A 17,367-nucleotide genomic window follows, 5' to 3' on the forward strand; every position below is an offset into this window, starting at 1 on the left:
CTTCTTCTGACATACGTTTTCTCCCATTTTGTTATTGTTAAAACTATATTGGATGCATTTCTATGTGCCAGTCACGGATGCAGGATGCATCTAGCACATGTCTAGAAATGCATGGATGCATTTCTATGTGCCAATCACGGAAGCAGGATTGCTTCCAAGACATGTCCAGAAATGCATGGATGCATTTCTATGTCATGCAAAATCATCATTAAGCCAGTTACGGAGCAGGTTCGCAGCTGCTTCCGGATTGGACTCAACAAATTCTTCGATAAGTTTCTTGGTCTCAGATCCTTCATCCATTTCGATATTCTCAAGAGATTCAGCTTCTTCTGGCTGAGACTCAAGAAGCTGCTCAACAGACAGTTCTTCCGGCTCGTCCTCCACCTCTTCCTGGCGCTCGGAATGAAGACTTCTGATGATAACAAATGCAAGAAGTGCAAGTATCACGAGGATGAGGATTATCTGCAGCAGATCTGTAAGGCTCATATTAAAGCCTTCACTATCAAAATAGATATTCTGTTCAAAAAGACCTACGGTAACATTTTCTGTGCTGATGCCTGTTGCATTGGCTACAAGGTTCTGAAGCCTTGTAAGCGTTGCTGCATCTATTGTTTCAGTAACATCAACAGGCTGAGCATTTGCAACCTTATATTCTTTCCAGCTAAGACCCTCATGATCTTCTGCTTTGTAATCATCCTCATTAAGTATTACATAATTGATTGCTGATACAGATACAGTTGATGTAGTGTAATCAATCGCCCCGGGAGGGGTATTGGTAGTTGTGATCCTTTCGTTTGGAAGATAATGTGACTCTTCTTCCGTGACCGACTGAGAATAATTCTCATTGTCCTGAGTCACATAGGTTGTGCCATCGTTACTATCTGTCCCAGGTACCCCCGACTCACCTCCTGTAGAATCCGAGGAATAAGATCTGTGTTCACTTAAAACGCCCTGAGATCCACCTTCAACAGGTGTGTATGTATGAATCGTGTCATCTATTGTGGAAAAATCCATATTCAGATTGGTACCAACTTCTACGTTGTCATACATGTTGGTTCCAAGTATTACATTTTTTACTGCCGTTCTTACTGCAGCTTCAGCCTGTTGTTTTAATGTAAGCTGAGAAGTAGCTATACCCATTACAGTCTCATCTCCACCCGCATAGAGCATCATGCCTGTCGAATCCATGATAACTATGCCTTCGGTAGTCTCATTTCCTAAAGCTGCGGATATTATCTTGGCAATATATGTTGCATTGTCTTTGGTAAAATGCTCCGGATCATTTAATTCAAGAAGTATACTTGCTGTAGAATCTTCCTGTGATGCAAGAAGAGTTCCATCATCTTCAGGAACATGAAGAGTGATCCTTGCCCAGTTTACTGATTCAATAGATGCAAGATCCTTCTCCAGCTTTTTTTCCATATATGTAACGTACTTCTTCTGTTTATCAGATTCTGTTGTGGTAAAAGAAGAATCAGTAACTTTATCAATTGTATAATCGTCAGCCTGCACGCCGTTGGACGCAAGAAGGAGTCTTGCATCCTGCTGGCTCTCTTCGCGGACCTTAAATACAAGAGCATCTTCCGACAGCTGATAATCTATGCTGTTTTCTTCAAGAAGATCTCTTATCTCAGCAGCCTGCTTGGTATCATCTGCTGTAACCAGCGTGATGTACTTAGGTTGTGAAAATATCATCACAAGAACTGCCAGGGTGACAAGCGCACCGGCAGCTACTGCGACTATCATAGTCTTTTGTTTAGTTGTAAAGCGGTTCCACCACTCTTTGGCGCGGTCGAGAATTGCTTTTAATCTATCGGGCATGCTTACCTCCCCTTCTGCGTACGAAGAATAAGATCCATACGGCCAACCCTAATTTGGAATCATCAGCCTCTCCCAGTTGCAAATAACATAGGCTGCATCCATAAAGCATGTAACACGAAGTCAATAACAAGAAGTCAGAAACCCGAAGTCAAGAATATGAAATGATGAGTTTGAAAATGTCCCATTTTCAAAAAGGAATTAAGACTATAATCCGATGTCTCCCATAATGATGATCATGGATGCATTTCCTGGCGCCCCGGATACAGGATGTATCTTGTGCCTGTATAGAAATGCATGGATGCATTTCTAGGCACTTTAGAATTGCATCTGCATTAGCTGGTTATAAGCAGTAAGCACTCTGTCTCTTACTGCTACTGTATATTGAAGTGCTGTTGAAGCTTTAGACATGGCAATTGTAAGATCATGGGTATTCTTGGACTGACCAAGTGCCCATTCTATCTCTGCATTCTCGGCATCTGACAGATAAGCATTGGTAGTATTGATATTATCGATAGTTGTAGCAAGGATTCTGGAAAAAGTGTTGCGATCATCCTCTGCCTTGCCAACCGGATTACTAACCCGGCTGGTTCTTTTCTCGGCAGCTTTGACAGCGCCGGAAGATACATTTGTAAGATTAGATATATCAGCCATCAGCCCTCTCCTTTTTGGGTACACAAAACTTGTCCCATGAAATACCCTTCCCCTAAAGCTGCCTTAAATCTGCCCTGTGCATTAAGGCATGAAGATCATACAGATCTTCACGAAAGGATACTCCCCGAACAAGTCTCCGCCCCGAACATTTGCCCCTAACAATAGTATTTACCCGAAATAAAACTTTCCGCCCTTTTAGCTACCTCACTTTCCCATTGTAAGTCCCATCTGCGCGATCTGCTTACTTGCGTTAAAAGCAGTCGCATTGGCCTGATAAGCATTTGCAGCATCGATGAGATTGGTCATCTCTGTTACGATGTTGACATTAGGATATGTAACATAGCCGTCTTCATCAGCATCCGGATGAGACGGATCATATACTATGTTCATCTGCGTCTCGGTGTCTTCCCGAACGGTTGTGACTTTCACACCTTTACCCGAGTACTGATCAAGTTTTTTATTAAATATTTTTGTAAAGGGGGTCTGTTCCCCTTTTTCCGCAAATGTTACAACCTTACGTACATAAGGATCTCCGTCTTCATCACGGGTCGTATTAGCATTGGCTATATTCTCAGAGATGATATCCATACGGAATCTCTGCGCTGTAAGACCGGATCCATTAATATCAAAAGAAGTAAATAAACCCATTTAAAGCTCCTTTCTAAGCTTCATCATGAAGGCGCTTTCATAGCCGTCTGAAGATTCTGGAACTCAGATGTAAGCCCTGCTATTACACCCTGATACTTGAGCTGGTTAGATACAAGCTCTATGTTCTCCTGCTCCGGATCGACATTGTTCTCATCAAGACGATAGGAATAATTAACGCTATCTTTAAAGCTTCTTCCTTTAACTTTAGTTCCGCGAAGGTTAGCAACCTTTTCGTCTAGTGATTTATATTTCATATTACCAAGAGCTCGTCTTAGTTCATTTTCAAAATCTATATCTTCTCTTTTATATCCGGGAGTTGTCGCATTAGCAATGTTATTGGCAAGGATCTCATTCCTTACCCACGTAGCATCAGCCGTTGCATCTAGAACATTAATATAATCGAATGCGTTGGAATTAATCATACTTACTCCTATTTTCCGCCTATTCCGCGGCCCTAAACGTTATAATTTTGCAGCTTATTGCTCCTGCTTGATTATGCGCTTCTCCCATCCTTGGAATTAATTATCGCAAATAGAGTAAAATATTATCTGTTTATTCAATATTTATGATAAAACTTTTAATTGTAATATGCAAGCATCGTTAACGTATTATCGTATATTGCTGTAAAAATCTTTACTCTCTAACATTATTTCGGCTGAAAAATGCAGATTGTTTAGGGATTGCACAACTAGGGAGTATGCCAGCGAAGCTCATTATAAATTAGCTACCTTGACCAGAACGGTATAGAAAAAGCCAGGGAGCGGCATCTCCTGGCTTTTTTGTTTTCTAGACATTTTGACAAATAATTTTTATATAAAGAAGCAATACATTAAGGATTTTCCAGCTTATTTTGACTCTTTTTTGAGTTTCTTAACTTCATCAAAAACCACATCGTTAAGAACTTTGATATAAGTTCCTTTCATGCCGGAACTTCTGGACTCGATAACACCGGCGCTTTCAAACTTACGAAGAGCATTGACTATAACTGAACGGGTGATTCCGTCTCTGTCAGCAATCTTGCTGGCTACAAGTACGCCCTCCATACCGTTGAGTTCGTCGAATATATGTACGATCGCTTCCATCTCAGAGAATGAAAGGGTGCTGATTGCAGACTTAACAACCGCTATCTTACGGTTTTCTTCTGCACTCTCTTCATTAACAGCACGAAGCATCTCAAGACCGACAACTGTAGTGCCATATTCGCACAGGATGATGTCGTCTATCTCGTAGGCCTGCTCAACCTTATATATAAACAGGGTTCCAAGCCTCTCTCCGGCTATATCTATAGGTGTTATGATTGCCTGATATCGGTCTGATTCTTCAGAATCAAAACCAAGAGTAGTCAGATTCACATTCTCCTTGGTAGAAAGGATTGTAAGAAGTCTCTCATTGAGCATAGGATCTACAAAACTTCCAACCTTACCAATAAGAAGATCGCTTATCTCCGGAATATCAGGCCTTGTTGAAGTTCCAAGGACTTTGCCTTTTCTGCTTATAACAAGAACATTTGAAAAAAGAATTTCTCCCAGAACATCACAGATATCATTAAATACTACCTTGCCGGAATTAACATTATGAAGAAGCTTACCAATCTTACGAGTCTTGTCAAGAAGCTGAACGCTGCTCATGATCAAATCCTTTCTGTAATTGCCAATAGAATACTATTTGCATCATTCAATTGATATTTATATTTAGGCACATAAAACATTTTTTATAATACCCATCTCATTATAAACACAAACAAGGCATAAATCAATCGAATAAAGCAAACAAATGCAACAATTTGCATTAATGTTCTGACAATTATCGGTATTATGACAAATAAGTCCTTACCTCCGTCACTAGGGCTCTTTTCTGCAAAAAAGCTGCTGACTATCGCCAACAGCTTTATACATATCTTATTAGATTACTCTAGCATCCTCTGCAGTATTGTCTTTTAGAATATCTTCTGCAGCTTCGCTTGCATGTGTTTTCTTCTCATATGAAGAGTAAATAAGCCATGCACATATACCAAAGATGACAGGACCACTAAGTGACCATATTGTTGTTTTGATATCACCTTCCATTGCAGGCTGGATGATAGCAAATAAGTTCGCCAAAAACAATGTGATCGTTACTACATAGCCCCAGATAGTTGCTGACTTCTGGCTCTTGAATACAACAAAGCTGCGGTCTACATCCTTCATCTTCTTAAACTTAGGAAAAGCATATGATATGAACATGTAAGGAACTGTCATTCCAACATTAACCATTGCGGTAAGGATCAGGAAGAACTGCTGCATTGTATCGCCGCCAAAAGATATAAGTAGAATCATTACGCATACGATAGTGCACTGAATCCACATAGCATTCCCTGGCATGCCGTCCTTGTCAATCTCACCCATCTTACCTGGCCAGAGCTCTTTGGGGGTTCCCTCGATGATCTGCTTAAGTGGTGAATATACAAGTGTGAACATTGCTCCCATTAGTGCAAGAAGCATGATAAATGCATAAACGCGTGCAAAGCCGTGAGCAAGTGCCAGCTGTGCTGAATGACTAACGCCAAATGCTTTACCTATTTCTGCAGCAAAATTGGACATGATCACGTATGACACATTTCCAAGTGTGATCTCCTTGCTTCCAAGGATCTCACTATAGTTTGTAAATGAACCGACAAGCATGATAAGAAAAGCGTATCCTGCAACAATAACCATAGCTGCAGAAATTATTCCCTTAGGAAAGTTCTTCTCTGGATTTTCTGTCTTATCAACAAGGCCGCCTACAGCTTCAATTCCGCCATATGCAAAGAGTGCATATACGATGAATGAAAGAATAGCAATAGGGCTACCCTGATATGAAGCATTGAGCGGAGTCTTAAGTGACTCGAAGCCCTCAAATGGCTGCTGCAGCTGCCCGCCACGGACAATTATCATAACGATAGAGCCTACAACCACTAATATATTGATAGTAAGAACAGCTGTACCACCGATCGAAGTTACTTTGCTTATCTTATCAACGCCCTTGGCATCAAAGTATGTGATGAAGATAAAAAATGCTACAGCCATGATACCAAGTAGTCTTGAGCCTGACAAAAAGTCTGATCCAAATAATGACCAGGTAGCTGTCGTGTCTCTACCAAATAGAATATTAGATACCGGAACCCAGATACCAGATGAAACATTGACCATCCATAAAACATATGATGTATACCACATGAATGTACCAATGAATGCATACTTAGGTCCTACTGACTTGCACATCCATGAGTACATACCTCCTGATTCATGGCTAAATGCAGATCCAAACTCAGCAACCATAAATGCAAATGGAATAAAGAATAAGATGCCTGCTATCACAAACCAGGGAATTGCTGCATACCCCATTAGGTAATAAGAACGCGGGATGTTATTAAATCCGTAAACTGATGTAAAAATCATCAATATGAGGGACGTAAGTCCTAACTTTTTCTCTTTCATAGCTAACTTCTTTCCATAAAAATTTTAAGTATAAATTTTTGCAAAGCAACGCCAATTAGTATACCATGAAATGTCATTTTTCTCTAGGTGAAAATGTCCAAAAACGTTGAAATTTCAGTACTTCAACGCTTTTAACTTCAAAAGTTTTAATCCCTAAATTATCTTTTTATCATCTATCAATGATTGATTTTTTCGCTTTTGTCTTTCTATAAACTCACATATACTCTAATAACATTCCTATACCTAAATGGTCCTTGCCTCAGTCCACAGCAGACACAAAAAAGAGCCATTTAGCATCTGCTAAACAGCTCTTTGAATTACAATCTATATGCTTTTGGAAAAGCTTTATTCTTACTAAATCAGATCAGTCTTTATCATCTTCAGGCTTGTCCATTACATAGCCGCATTCCTGATTGGCACATGCAAGCTTGTTGCCCTTCTCAACCATGTATCCGCCACATGTAGGACACTTGATCTTAGAAGGTCTTGCCCATGACATGAATTCACACTCCGGGAATCCAAGACAGCCATAATAGCGTCTTCCCTTCTTTGTCATCTTGATGACAACATCCTTGCCACACTCAGGGCACTCTACACCGATCTTCTCAAAGTAAGGCTTGGTGTTACGGCAATCAGGAAATCCCGGGCAAGCCAGGAACTTACCATGAGGACCGTACTTGATAACCATGTTACGACCACAGTTCTCGCAGATTACATCTGTCTCTTCATCAGCGACCGTTACTTTCTCAAGCTCCTCTTCCGCTTTCTTAACAGCCTCATCAAGATCAGGATAGAAGTTCTCAATGATAGTCTTCCACTTAACAGTACCTTCTGCTACGCCATCAAGAAGTGTCTCAAGGTTAGCTGTAAAGTTAACATTAACGATCTGGCTGAACTGATCGTTCATTACTTTATTAACAGCAAGTCCCAAATCTGTTACAAACAGATTCTTGCCATCCTTGGAGATATAGTGACGAGCCAGAATAGTTCCTATTGTAGGAGCATATGTAGATGGACGTCCTATTCCAAGCTGCTCAAGGTCATGTACCAGGGATGCTTCTGTATAATGAGCCTTGGGCTGTGTGAAGTGCTGCTGAGGATCGAAAGATTCGAACTTAAGAACAGACTTTTCATCTATTCCCTTCATGAGCGTATTCTTCTCGATCTTGTCTTCATCATCTGTATATACATTCATGAAACCATCGAATACAGTCTTGGATGCAGCAACAGTAAATCTGTGTGTTCCGGCATCTATACGAACTGATGTTGTCTCATACTTGGCAGGTGCCATACGTGATGCCATGAATCTGCGCCATATAAGCTGGTAGAGACGGAACTGCTCTCTTGAAAGATATTCCTTAACAACTACAGGTGTTCTGTTAACATCTGTAGGACGGATCGCTTCATGCGCATCCTGGATCTTCTGTGTATTCTTTGACTTAGCTTCGCCTTCTGCAAGATATTCCTTGCCAAAGTTAGCCTCTATATATCCTGCTGCAGCTGCCTGAGCTTCATCTGCTATACGTGTAGAGTCTGTACGAAGATAGGTGATAAGACCTACAGTACCGCTTCCCTTGATATCAATTCCTTCATAGAGCTGCTGTGCAACACGCATTGTCTTTTGTGTGCTGAAGTTAAGAGCCTTAGATGCTTCCTGCTGAAGTGTTGATGTTGTAAACGGAAGCGGAGCCTTCTTACTTCTTACGCTCTTCTTGATCTGTGTTATCTTGTATTTCTCACCCTCAAGTGACTTTACAAGTTTTTCAAGCTCTTCCTTGGATTCAATCTCTTTTTTCTCATCGCCCTCACCATAATAGTGAGCTACGAGAGGCTTCTTCTCACCTGATACTCCAAGATTGACATCAAGGCTCCAGTATTCTTTTGGTATAAATGCATTGATCTCATCTTCTCTGTCGCAGATGATACGAAGCGCTACTGACTGTACACGTCCGGCAGAGAGACCTCTTTTGATCTTATTCCACAAAAGAGGACTGATGCTGTAACCTACGATACGGTCAAGAACACGTCTTGCCTGCTGAGCATCAACAAGGTTCATATCTATGTCTCTTGGATGCTTGAGTGCTTCCTTAACAGCATTCTTGGTTATCTCATTAAATGTAACACGAGATACCTTCTTGCCGCTGTCTGCAAGTTTTAAAGCTGCAATAAGATGCCAGCTTATAGCCTCACCCTCTCGGTCAGGGTCAGTTGCGAGATATATATGATCTGCTTTTTTAACCTTTTTGCGAAGATCTGCAAGCAAGTCTCCCTTGCCGCGAATTGTTATATATTTTGGCTCATAATCATGCTCAATATCTATTCCCATCTGTGATTTGGGAAGATCTCTTACATGTCCGTTGCTCGCCGCAACGTCATAACCGCTTCCAAGAAATTTTTTAATTGCCTTGACCTTGGTTGGTGACTCAACGATGAGTAATTTGTTTCCTGCCATTAAATAACCTTTCTGCAGCCTTGGGCCACATTTTTATTTTTATCCAAATGCAAATTGAGTTTCTTCTATATATATGTACTCATTTTTTTCGCTTTGTACAAGTCAGAACTATACTCTACTTTTTAGAATTTGGCAACTTTTATTAAAAAAATCTTCTAATATTACTTTTCTATAGGTACTTTTTACATGTTATTCCAAAAACCATAAAACCGCTTCAAATCAATATCTTTTGAAAAAAATATATTAAAGTGCCCAGATCACCCGTAATTATTATCATTAAAACTGCACATTATCCTCAAAATGTAAGGTTGATATATGAAAATCTACTGATACTTTAAATATATTTCTTTAAAGCTCCCCACTTGGAATGCATAGTAGTTCTTTTAAAAGATTTTGGAAGTTATCATGCAAAAGCTATATTAGCATATTTTTTGCTTACATCTTAATTCCTGCATACAAACCATTTATAATTCTCTTCATAGAAAAGATGTATCTGCCGGCCGCAGACCATACATTCATACAAGATGCCGCAACCGCCGGCTGACAGACTGGCAGCCCTTTTGCAGTTTTGGACCTTATCTATCATATAACGAGTCCCGTCTTCCCATATGATCCAGACAGGTCTTAGGAACCCGTCTTTGGTAAAAGTGGCCTCGACCTCCACATATACTTTCCTGTTGCCTGAAACAGTACCTCTCTGGCTGGTCGTCCTTTTTACAAATACTTTGTTCTGATCCATATATAACCTCATATTGTGAGCCCCGGCATTGGCAGATAAGCACTTCCTGCTGTGTTCATGCGATGCAGATCTGCTATCAGCTTTATTATAGTCATAAAACCTGCTCTTATCTCTTGCCAAACATGTTACAATACTGTATCATAGTTTTAGCATTTCAACTTCATCATTTTCATTTTATGATGTTAATATGCTAATGTCAATATTTTAGCATTTGTATTACTATTTTTCAGAGGATCTATATGTTCATTTCACGAATTTGCAGATTCTGAAATACAATCATCGGAAAGCTATATTTTACGCATTTTCCGAACCGGTAATTCAATATTCAAGCTTAGCATTAACAATATAAGAGGACTAACTCAGAGGAGATCACTATGTCATTTGGACAGAAACTTAAATCAATCAGAAAAGAACGTAAAATATCCCAGACAGAACTTGCACAGGCATCGGGTGTAGCCCAGAGAACCATCTCATCCTACGAGACAGATCTCAGCATCCCACGTACCTCCAATCAGCTCCGCAAGATAGCTGACGTACTGGGCGTAACTCCTGCAGATCTTGTATCTGACGATGACAGATTCCTGATAAGTTCAGAGGAAGTTGAATATAAGGTCGAAGCCAAGCGTCTTGTAGCAGAGCTTACAAGCCTTTTTTCAGGCGGCAAGATGGATGAGGACGATATGGATGTTCTCATGCTCTCTATGCAGCAGGCTTATGTAGAAGCCAAGAAGAAGCACCATGACGATGCAAACGCCTAACGTATATACCAAAACAAAAATCAAAACATATTATGTACTACGATAATGATCATATAATTGAACAGGCACATAAACTTATAAGAGAAGCCGGAACTTCTGATCCGGCTTCTCTGGCTGATTATCTGGATATATCAGTTAAGCCTGTCCCTTTCAGAAAACAAAAAGGGGTATATCAGGTCATAGAAGATATACCTTTTATATTCATCAAGGAAGACCTTGCTCCCGAGATCTACAACATCGTAATCTTGCATGAAATAGGCCATGACCGTCTTCATAGAGACATAGCCAAGGCCTTTGCAGAATACGATCTTTTTGATATGCAGACAAGCCGCATGGAATATGAGGCCAATCTTTTTGCTGCAGAAATATCCCTTCCCGATGACGAAATCCTCGACTACATCTATCAGGGCATGGATGTATCACAGATAGCCCGCGCCATGTATTCAGACATCAATCTTGTAGCCCTGAAGGCTTCAGATATGATAAGGCGCGGATACAACTTTAATCAGGTTGATCACAGGAATGACTTTTTAAAATAAAACAGCCCAAAATCATCAATTCAAGTGATTTTAGGCTGTTTTATTTGGTGTTTTTCGGCTGTTTTATTTGGTGTTTTTCGGCTGTTTTTTCTTATAGAAGCATAAAGATCTCCCTTCCCACACTAGGGTACTCATCTTCTATTTCAGCCATGTAGCTTAGCCATTTTGACAGAGGATTAATATTTTTATTTAATTATCTGCCTTCCGGCAAACGTCTTCTCAATCTTAGGCGCAACATAGAGCCATGCTACAAATGTAAATATACCGGTAGTAAGCCATGCTGCCGGGTCGCAGGCGCTGGCAAGTTCATAGATCATGAGCTTCATTGACAAAACTGCCATGATAGCCCTTGATACCAGCTCTACTACTCCGCCCATCATAGGAAGGAACCCGAATCCGCAGCCCTGCATCATATTTCTAAAGATGAATATAGCAGAAAGAGGTATATAGCACATAGCGCAGAATCTTATGTATGGAATAGCCCATGGAAGGTGAACTGCAACATCCTGCGCCGAATCAAAGAACAGATGCATTGCAGGCTCTAAAAGTGATAATGAAAGAACAGCTGCAACAACAGAATATACAGTCATGATGATCATGGAATTCTTGATACCATCTTTTAATCTGTCGTACCTGCCAGCGCCAAAGTTCTGTCCGGCATAGGCAGCTATAGTCTGTCCCATGGAAGGCATACCCTGAGTTATAAGTCCCTGGATCTTACTTGCAGCAGTGAATGATGCAACAGCTGTAGAGCCAAACAGATTGATAGCAGCCTGCATGATCATGGTTCCTGACGCAGTTATAGCGAACTGAAGCGCCATAGGTACGCCTACTCTTAGCTGATGGCTTGTATCCCTGGCTTCAAGGTGCCAGTCACTTCTTTCAGGCCACATAGACCTCTGTTTCTTATAGATATATACAAAGCATAAAACTGCTGATATTCCCTGAGATACAACGGTAGCAAGAGCTGCTCCGAAAGTCTTAAGATCAAATCCTACTATACATACAAAATCAAGTCCCACATTAAGACATGCAGAGAAAATAAGGAAATAAAGCGGAACTTTACTATTGCCTACAGCTCTAAGTATTGATGCACCAAGATTATAAAAGACGCTTGCACATATACCATAAGATATAGTGATTATATAAGAATATGCATAATCGAATATATCATCCGGCGTATTCATCATACGAAGTATAGACTTCATGCTGATAACACTTACCATAGTAGTTATAAGTGTCACGATAACTGCCAGTATCACAGCATTGGCAATACTATGACGAAGTCTTCTGTCATCATGAGCTCCGTAGCTCTGACTGGTAAGAACAGTAAATCCCGTAGCAAGACCGTTAGCAAAACCCAGGATCAGGAACATAATAGTACCCGTAGCACCAACTGCCGCAAGAGCATCCGTCCCTACATATCTGCCTACAATTAGCGTATCCACCATATTATAAAACTGCTGGAACAGATTCCCAATAAATAGTGGCAGCATAAATTTTATCAATATAGGGGCAATCGCTCCCTTAGTCATATCAGATTTCATATAAGTTCCTTTCAGTTTTCTATGTATACTTGCAAATCTGCAAAGCACACCACGACCGCATCTTCTCACGCATCATGCACGGTCACCGTGCCCTTGCCCGCATTCTTACTCTCATACAGGCCCACATCAGCCCTATCAATGGCAGCTTCTATTGTATCGCCATGGCGCACACCAGTAACGCCACCGCTGATCCTCACCGGCATCTTGGTCTCTGCATCATCAAGGTCCTTTTGAAGGTGCCTTAGAAGATCCGCAGTTCTTTGAGAATTCATATACATGATACCTATGAACTCATCGCCGCCCCATCTTCCTACGATACCGCTATCTCCAACAGTCTGTAGTAGGAGTGTTGATACAAGTTTAAGAACACCATTGCCATACAGATGGCCCATCTGATCATTGTACTTTTTAAAATCATCAACATCAATCATAAAAAGTGATATATTGTCACGATGTTTTCGAAGACTTTCAGTATATTTTTGCCTAAATATCCTATTATTAAAAAGGCCTGTCAGATCGTCTGTATTCTCATGTTCTATTGACATCCTGTTCATTTTGGTAAGAAAAACCGTAGCGACAGTTATGAAGACTACAAGAACTGCTATAAGAAGCAGTATCGCATAAAATACAAACTTCTTGTATCCATTAAGAATCTGTGTGATATCTTTAACAACGATAACATTCCAGTTAAGGTCTGCATTGTGCTTGACCGTCATACAATGAATATTGTCAAGCCAGATATAATCCTCATTTCCAAGATCCGTTGAAGTGAGTACTATCTCAGGAATCCCCAAAATCTTAGAAGCTTCCGAAACATCCTTATAATGATCTGTACTTCCGCTAAAAGAATTCATGGCATTGCCATTGTTGACGATCATTATGTCTACGCCCATTGCATCCTGCATGCTGGTGATATATTCTTCAATCTCACCAATTTCCTGCGCAGTACCGGCAACTCCCAGAAGATTGCCCTTCTCGTCTTCAACACGGCAGTTTACAAAGAGGTTAACTGCATACCCCTGAGTTTCATCTCTGTCAATCTCAATATCATAAGGTTCATCAAGCTCTACAAAATTGTAATACCAGCTGTCAAAATCATCCAAAGGAGAGATGATCTTATTAAGACCATCCTGATAATAATAATTGCCTGTTTCATCTGATACAAAGAATACCGTGTCATAGCCAAGTACATTCTTGTACTCTTTAAGGTAATCATATAGAACCTGTATATCCTTGTTGTCGTCAGGATTGGGTGTCTCAGTTTTGATCCACTGTTTCAAGAAAAGATCTGAAGCTATCATCTGAGAAGCTACTCTCTGGGTGGTAGATACATTTGAGATCTGGGAAGATACATCTACACCGGTTACAACTACCGCATTTTGGGCCTGTTCCCTCGTCTGCTGTCTATAGAAACTTACAAAGCCATACTCTATAGCGATGAAGCCTGCCACGACTACTACAATAATAAGGATATTGGTTATCAGAACTATATGTTTGCGCATAAAGATCCTTTCAAAGACCGCTATTGATCTTACATATGAACAGCGAAGCAAAAAATCGAAATAACTAACCGAAAAAAGCCAAAACAAAAATCAAAATAAATAGCCAAAACAAAAAGCCGAAACAAAGAACGAGCATAATAATCCGTTCTTTATTTCGGCATATAAGATGGCAGTCTTAAGTAATTATAAAAACATTATAAGGTGTTTATAGCTAGAGCTAAAAGATCTTATCTAAACATCTATCTGATGCAAATGATCTTATATCATAGATTAAAGTGCAGCAAGGTTTTCTCTTACAGCGCCTTCTTTTTCGATAAGCTTCTTAAAGTTAGCTACTACAGTATCTGCAAGGCCTACTTCTTCAAGATCTACAGCGAAGATCTCTTTTTTCTTAAGGATAGGAAGAAGAACAGCTTTGAGTTCATCACATGATCTTGTATCGCCAAGGCTGATAGTACGTGTGATAGCACTTACCTCTTCAAGAAGAGGATCTGAGCTGCATTCAAACTCTTCGCCCTTATCATCTATACCCATTGTATATCGAAGCCATCCTGCCAGTACGAAAGGAATAGCCTTAAGTGAGTGTACATCAAGATCATCTGCTGCGATGTAGCTCTTGATAGTCTCGCCAAAACGGATTGCAAGCTTCTGAGATGTATCTGTAGCGATTCTCTGAGGAGCATCAGGCATGAATGGGTTAGGAAGACGAACCTTTGTTACAGTATCGATGAAGTCCTTAGGATTGATAACGCCTGGATCTACTACAACAGGAAGTCCTTCTACATAACCAACTTGATTTATAAGCTTAACAAGGTCTGCATCCTTCATTTCTTCTGAGATTCTTGTATATCCAAGAAGACATCCGTATACAGCAAGTGCTGTGTGAAGAGGATTAAGGCATGTTGTAACCTTCATACGCTCTACGTTATTAACTGTATCTCTGTCTGTGAAGATAACACCAGCCTTTTCAAGAGCAGGTCTTCCGTTAGGGAAGTCATCTTCTACTACAAGATATTCGCTCTCTTCTGCGTTTACAAAAGGAGCAACATATGTATGGAATCCTGTGATTACAGGCTCAAGACCTTCTACGCCGTCCTCTGCAAGCATAGCCTTAACGCTGTCATCAGGTCTTGGTGTGATCTTATCGATCATAGACCAAGGGAATGATACAAGGCTCTTATCATTTATATAGTCTACAAAACCTGCATCGATCTTGCCATTATCAGCCCATGCCTTAGCAAAATCATAGATTGCTGCATAGAGCTTCTCACCATTATGTGAGCAGTTATCTGTGCTGACCATAGCGATAGGAAGTTTACCATTTGAATATCTCTCAGCAAGAAGAGCTGCTACCTTACCGATATAGCTGTGAGGTTTGGAAGGACCTTCCTGCATATCTGCTGCAACAGCGTCCATATAGCTTCCGTCAGGCTTTCTGAGGTTGTAACCCTTCTCTGTGATTGTGAATGTGCAGAGCTTAAGGCTCTTATTTCTGAATACATTCTTAAGACCTTCAAATTCTGCATCTCTTTCAGAATCAAGGATGTATGACTTGGCGATAGAACCGATGACCTGCTTTTCAACAGATCCGTCAGACTTAAGGATTGCAAGGATAGACAGATCCTCGTATGTCTTATATGCCTTCTCAACAATCTCGTAGTCGAATCCTTCTGCAACTACGATACCTGTATTCATAAGTCCCTTTTCAATAAGGTTCTGTGCAAGAACTGCATGGAATGCACGGAAGATGTTACCAGCACCAAAGTGTACCCATTCAGGAGCCTCCTGTGTATTCTTTATAACCTGCTCTCTGTCATAAGCAGGAAGATGATATCCCTTGGACTCCCAAGCGTTTGTATCTTTAATTCCTTCTACTGTAAGTTTCATGACTAATCTCCAATTATCTAAGTTTTATAGTATGTATCCTTGAGTGTTTTCATTCAAGAATACATACTTGTTATTTATTTTTCCAAAAGATCTATCATTATCCAAAATGATAATCGATTATCTTCTTGCTGCCTTGTCGATTGCTTCCCAAAGACCCTGGATGTAGCAAGCACCAAGAGCTCTGTCATAAAGACCATAACCAGGCATAGCCTTCTCATCCCAGATCATACGGCCGTGGTCAGGACGGATAGGTCCGTCAAAACCTGTCTCATAGAGAGCCTTAACGATCTCATACATATCAAAGCTTCCGTCTGAAGAAAGGTGGCAAGCCTCTTCGAAATCAGCAGGACCAACCGGGATCTTCTCTCCTGCCCAGCTTGTAACCTGACTTCCGTCCTCATGCTGGAATGTATTGAACTGAAGGTTACGTACGTGTGCAAAGTGGATACGTCCCTTAAGATTTCTGATCATCTGAGGAAGGTCGTTCTCAGGATTTGTACCATAAGAACCTGAGCAGAATGTAACACCGTTGTGTACATCATCAACAGCCTTCATCATACGCTGGATATTCTTCTCATTATTGATGATACGAGGAAGTCCGAATACGTTCCATGCAGGATCATCAGGATGGATAGCCATCTTGATATCATACTTGTTACATACAGGCATGATAGCTTTAAGGAAGTATACAAGGTTCTCAAAAAGCTTCTCTTCATCAATATCCTTGTACATCTCGAAGAGTTCCTTAACGCGGGCCATTCTCTCAGGTTCCCAGCCAGGCATAACTGTTCCGTTCATGTCACCATTGATAGATGCGAACATATCTTCAGGATTGATCTTATCAACTGCTGTCTGGTTGTATGCAAGAACTGTAGCACCATCTGCTCTTCTTCTTGCAAGCTCTGTTCTGGTCCAGTCGAATACAGGCATGAAGTTATAACATACCATGTGGATGTCTTCTTTACCAAGGTTCTCTAAAGTCTTGATATAATTGTCGATATGCTCATCGCGCTTGCCGCCGCCGATCTTGATATCATCAGAAATATTAACGGACTCGATACCTGAGATGTGCATATCAGCTTCTGCTACGTCAGCCTTGAGCTTCTTGATCTCATCCTGTGTCCAGAGGTCACCTGCTGCCTTATTATAAAGTGTTGTAATAACACCCTTAACACCAGGGATCTGTCTGATCTGCCACAGCTTAACAGTATCAAATTCCTTACCATACCAGCGAAGAGTCATTTCCATAATTCAAAATCTCCATTCTCTTATATAAATAATTTTTTTAACGATCATCAATCTGCCTCAGTCTCCCGACAGGATGTCAACAGCAATCACCCAATCTGCAGCTTTAAACTATGAGCCCCT

General features: G+C 40.6%; 14 protein-coding genes. 2 read left to right on the forward strand and 12 right to left on the reverse strand.

The window, feature by feature from the left end; translation table 11 throughout:
* Positions 1-192: 192 nt before the first annotated feature.
* The 8 genes from fliF to BMX21_RS07170 all read right to left on the reverse strand — a co-directional run bounded on the left by fliF (position 193) and on the right by BMX21_RS07170 (position 9,766).
* Positions 193-1,821 carry a flagellar basal-body MS-ring/collar protein FliF gene (gene fliF, locus BMX21_RS07135; RefSeq protein WP_092042781.1) on the reverse strand — a complete coding sequence of 543 codons (1,629 nt, stop codon included), beginning with the start codon at positions 1,819-1,821 and terminating at the stop codon, positions 193-195.
* Positions 1,822-2,136: 315 nt separating this feature from the next.
* Positions 2,137-2,472 carry a flagellar hook-basal body complex protein FliE gene (gene fliE / locus BMX21_RS07140; RefSeq protein WP_092042784.1) on the reverse strand — a complete coding sequence of 112 codons (336 nt, stop codon included), beginning with the start codon at positions 2,470-2,472 and terminating at the stop codon, positions 2,137-2,139.
* Positions 2,473-2,676: 204 nt separating this feature from the next.
* Positions 2,677-3,120 carry a flagellar basal body rod protein FlgC gene (gene flgC, locus BMX21_RS07145; protein ID WP_022752878.1) on the reverse strand — a complete coding sequence of 148 codons (444 nt, stop codon included), beginning with the start codon at positions 3,118-3,120 and terminating at the stop codon, positions 2,677-2,679.
* Between the two features lie 23 nt (positions 3,121-3,143).
* Positions 3,144-3,542, reverse strand: a complete 399-nt coding sequence (flgB, locus tag BMX21_RS07150; RefSeq protein ID WP_022752879.1) for a flagellar basal body rod protein FlgB — start codon at positions 3,540-3,542, stop codon at positions 3,144-3,146.
* Between the two features lie 423 nt (positions 3,543-3,965).
* A complete protein-coding gene (codY, locus tag BMX21_RS07155; RefSeq protein ID WP_022752880.1) occupies positions 3,966-4,748 on the reverse strand; it encodes a GTP-sensing pleiotropic transcriptional regulator CodY in 783 nt (260 codons plus the stop codon).
* Between the two features lie 273 nt (positions 4,749-5,021).
* On the reverse strand, positions 5,022-6,575 hold the full coding sequence (gene yjeM, locus BMX21_RS07160; protein WP_092042787.1) for a glutamate/gamma-aminobutyrate family transporter YjeM: 1,554 nt from the start codon (positions 6,573-6,575) through the stop codon (positions 5,022-5,024).
* 364 nt (positions 6,576-6,939) lie between these two features.
* Positions 6,940-9,027 (reverse strand): type I DNA topoisomerase, encoded by a 2,088-nt coding sequence (topA, locus tag BMX21_RS07165; RefSeq protein ID WP_092042789.1) that lies wholly within the window; start codon positions 9,025-9,027, stop codon positions 6,940-6,942.
* A gap of 442 nt (positions 9,028-9,469) precedes the next feature.
* Complete coding sequence (locus tag BMX21_RS07170) at positions 9,470-9,766, reverse strand: hypothetical protein (protein ID WP_092042792.1); 297 nt, start codon at positions 9,764-9,766, stop codon at positions 9,470-9,472.
* A gap of 374 nt (positions 9,767-10,140) precedes the next feature.
* Here BMX21_RS07170 and BMX21_RS07175 point away from each other — a divergent pair, with 374 nt between their 5' ends.
* Both BMX21_RS07175 and BMX21_RS07180 read left to right on the forward strand, forming a co-directional pair.
* Complete coding sequence (locus BMX21_RS07175; RefSeq protein WP_022754507.1) at positions 10,141-10,524, forward strand: helix-turn-helix domain-containing protein; 384 nt, start codon at positions 10,141-10,143, stop codon at positions 10,522-10,524.
* 32 nt (positions 10,525-10,556) lie between these two features.
* Complete coding sequence (locus BMX21_RS07180) at positions 10,557-11,063, forward strand: ImmA/IrrE family metallo-endopeptidase (RefSeq protein ID WP_027205423.1); 507 nt, start codon at positions 10,557-10,559, stop codon at positions 11,061-11,063.
* Positions 11,064-11,248: 185 nt separating this feature from the next.
* On the opposite strand, the gene BMX21_RS07185 is transcribed toward BMX21_RS07180, so the two are convergent.
* From BMX21_RS07185 to uxuA, 4 genes are all read right to left on the reverse strand, one after another.
* On the reverse strand, positions 11,249-12,610 hold the full coding sequence (locus BMX21_RS07185) for an MATE family efflux transporter (RefSeq protein WP_092042858.1): 1,362 nt from the start codon (positions 12,608-12,610) through the stop codon (positions 11,249-11,251).
* Between the two features lie 65 nt (positions 12,611-12,675).
* Positions 12,676-14,112 (reverse strand): sensor domain-containing diguanylate cyclase, encoded by a 1,437-nt coding sequence (locus BMX21_RS07190; RefSeq protein WP_092042860.1) that lies wholly within the window; start codon positions 14,110-14,112, stop codon positions 12,676-12,678.
* A 270-nt stretch (positions 14,113-14,382) separates the two neighbouring features.
* Positions 14,383-15,999 (reverse strand): mannitol dehydrogenase family protein, encoded by a 1,617-nt coding sequence (locus tag BMX21_RS07195; protein ID WP_092042863.1) that lies wholly within the window; start codon positions 15,997-15,999, stop codon positions 14,383-14,385.
* Between the two features lie 117 nt (positions 16,000-16,116).
* On the reverse strand, positions 16,117-17,247 hold the full coding sequence (gene uxuA / locus BMX21_RS07200) for a mannonate dehydratase (protein WP_092042867.1): 1,131 nt from the start codon (positions 17,245-17,247) through the stop codon (positions 16,117-16,119).
* Positions 17,248-17,367 lie beyond the last annotated feature (120 nt).

It is taken from the genome of Butyrivibrio sp. TB, assembly GCF_900110805.1.
Classification (GTDB): Bacteria; Bacillota; Clostridia; order Lachnospirales; family Lachnospiraceae; genus Butyrivibrio; species Butyrivibrio fibrisolvens_C.

Coding starts and splice junctions, on each gene's coding strand:
- fliF (WP_092042781.1), bottom strand. CDS start 1,821: ATGCCCGATAGATTAAAAGCAATTCTCGACCGCGCCAAAGAGTGGTGG.
- fliE (WP_092042784.1), bottom strand. CDS start 2,472: ATGGCTGATATATCTAATCTTACAAATGTATCTTCCGGCGCTGTCAAA.
- flgC (WP_022752878.1), bottom strand. CDS start 3,120: ATGGGTTTATTTACTTCTTTTGATATTAATGGATCCGGTCTTACAGCG.
- flgB (WP_022752879.1), bottom strand. CDS start 3,542: ATGATTAATTCCAACGCATTCGATTATATTAATGTTCTAGATGCAACG.
- codY (WP_022752880.1), bottom strand. CDS start 4,748: ATGAGCAGCGTTCAGCTTCTTGACAAGACTCGTAAGATTGGTAAGCTT.
- yjeM (WP_092042787.1), bottom strand. CDS start 6,575: ATGAAAGAGAAAAAGTTAGGACTTACGTCCCTCATATTGATGATTTTT.
- topA (WP_092042789.1), bottom strand. CDS start 9,027: ATGGCAGGAAACAAATTACTCATCGTTGAGTCACCAACCAAGGTCAAG.
- BMX21_RS07170 (WP_092042792.1), bottom strand. CDS start 9,766: ATGGATCAGAACAAAGTATTTGTAAAAAGGACGACCAGCCAGAGAGGT.
- BMX21_RS07175 (WP_022754507.1), top strand. CDS start 10,141: ATGTCATTTGGACAGAAACTTAAATCAATCAGAAAAGAACGTAAAATA.
- BMX21_RS07180 (WP_027205423.1), top strand. CDS start 10,557: ATGTACTACGATAATGATCATATAATTGAACAGGCACATAAACTTATA.
- BMX21_RS07185 (WP_092042858.1), bottom strand. CDS start 12,610: ATGAAATCTGATATGACTAAGGGAGCGATTGCCCCTATATTGATAAAA.
- BMX21_RS07190 (WP_092042860.1), bottom strand. CDS start 14,112: ATGCGCAAACATATAGTTCTGATAACCAATATCCTTATTATTGTAGTA.
- BMX21_RS07195 (WP_092042863.1), bottom strand. CDS start 15,999: ATGAAACTTACAGTAGAAGGAATTAAAGATACAAACGCTTGGGAGTCC.
- uxuA (WP_092042867.1), bottom strand. CDS start 17,247: ATGGAAATGACTCTTCGCTGGTATGGTAAGGAATTTGATACTGTTAAG.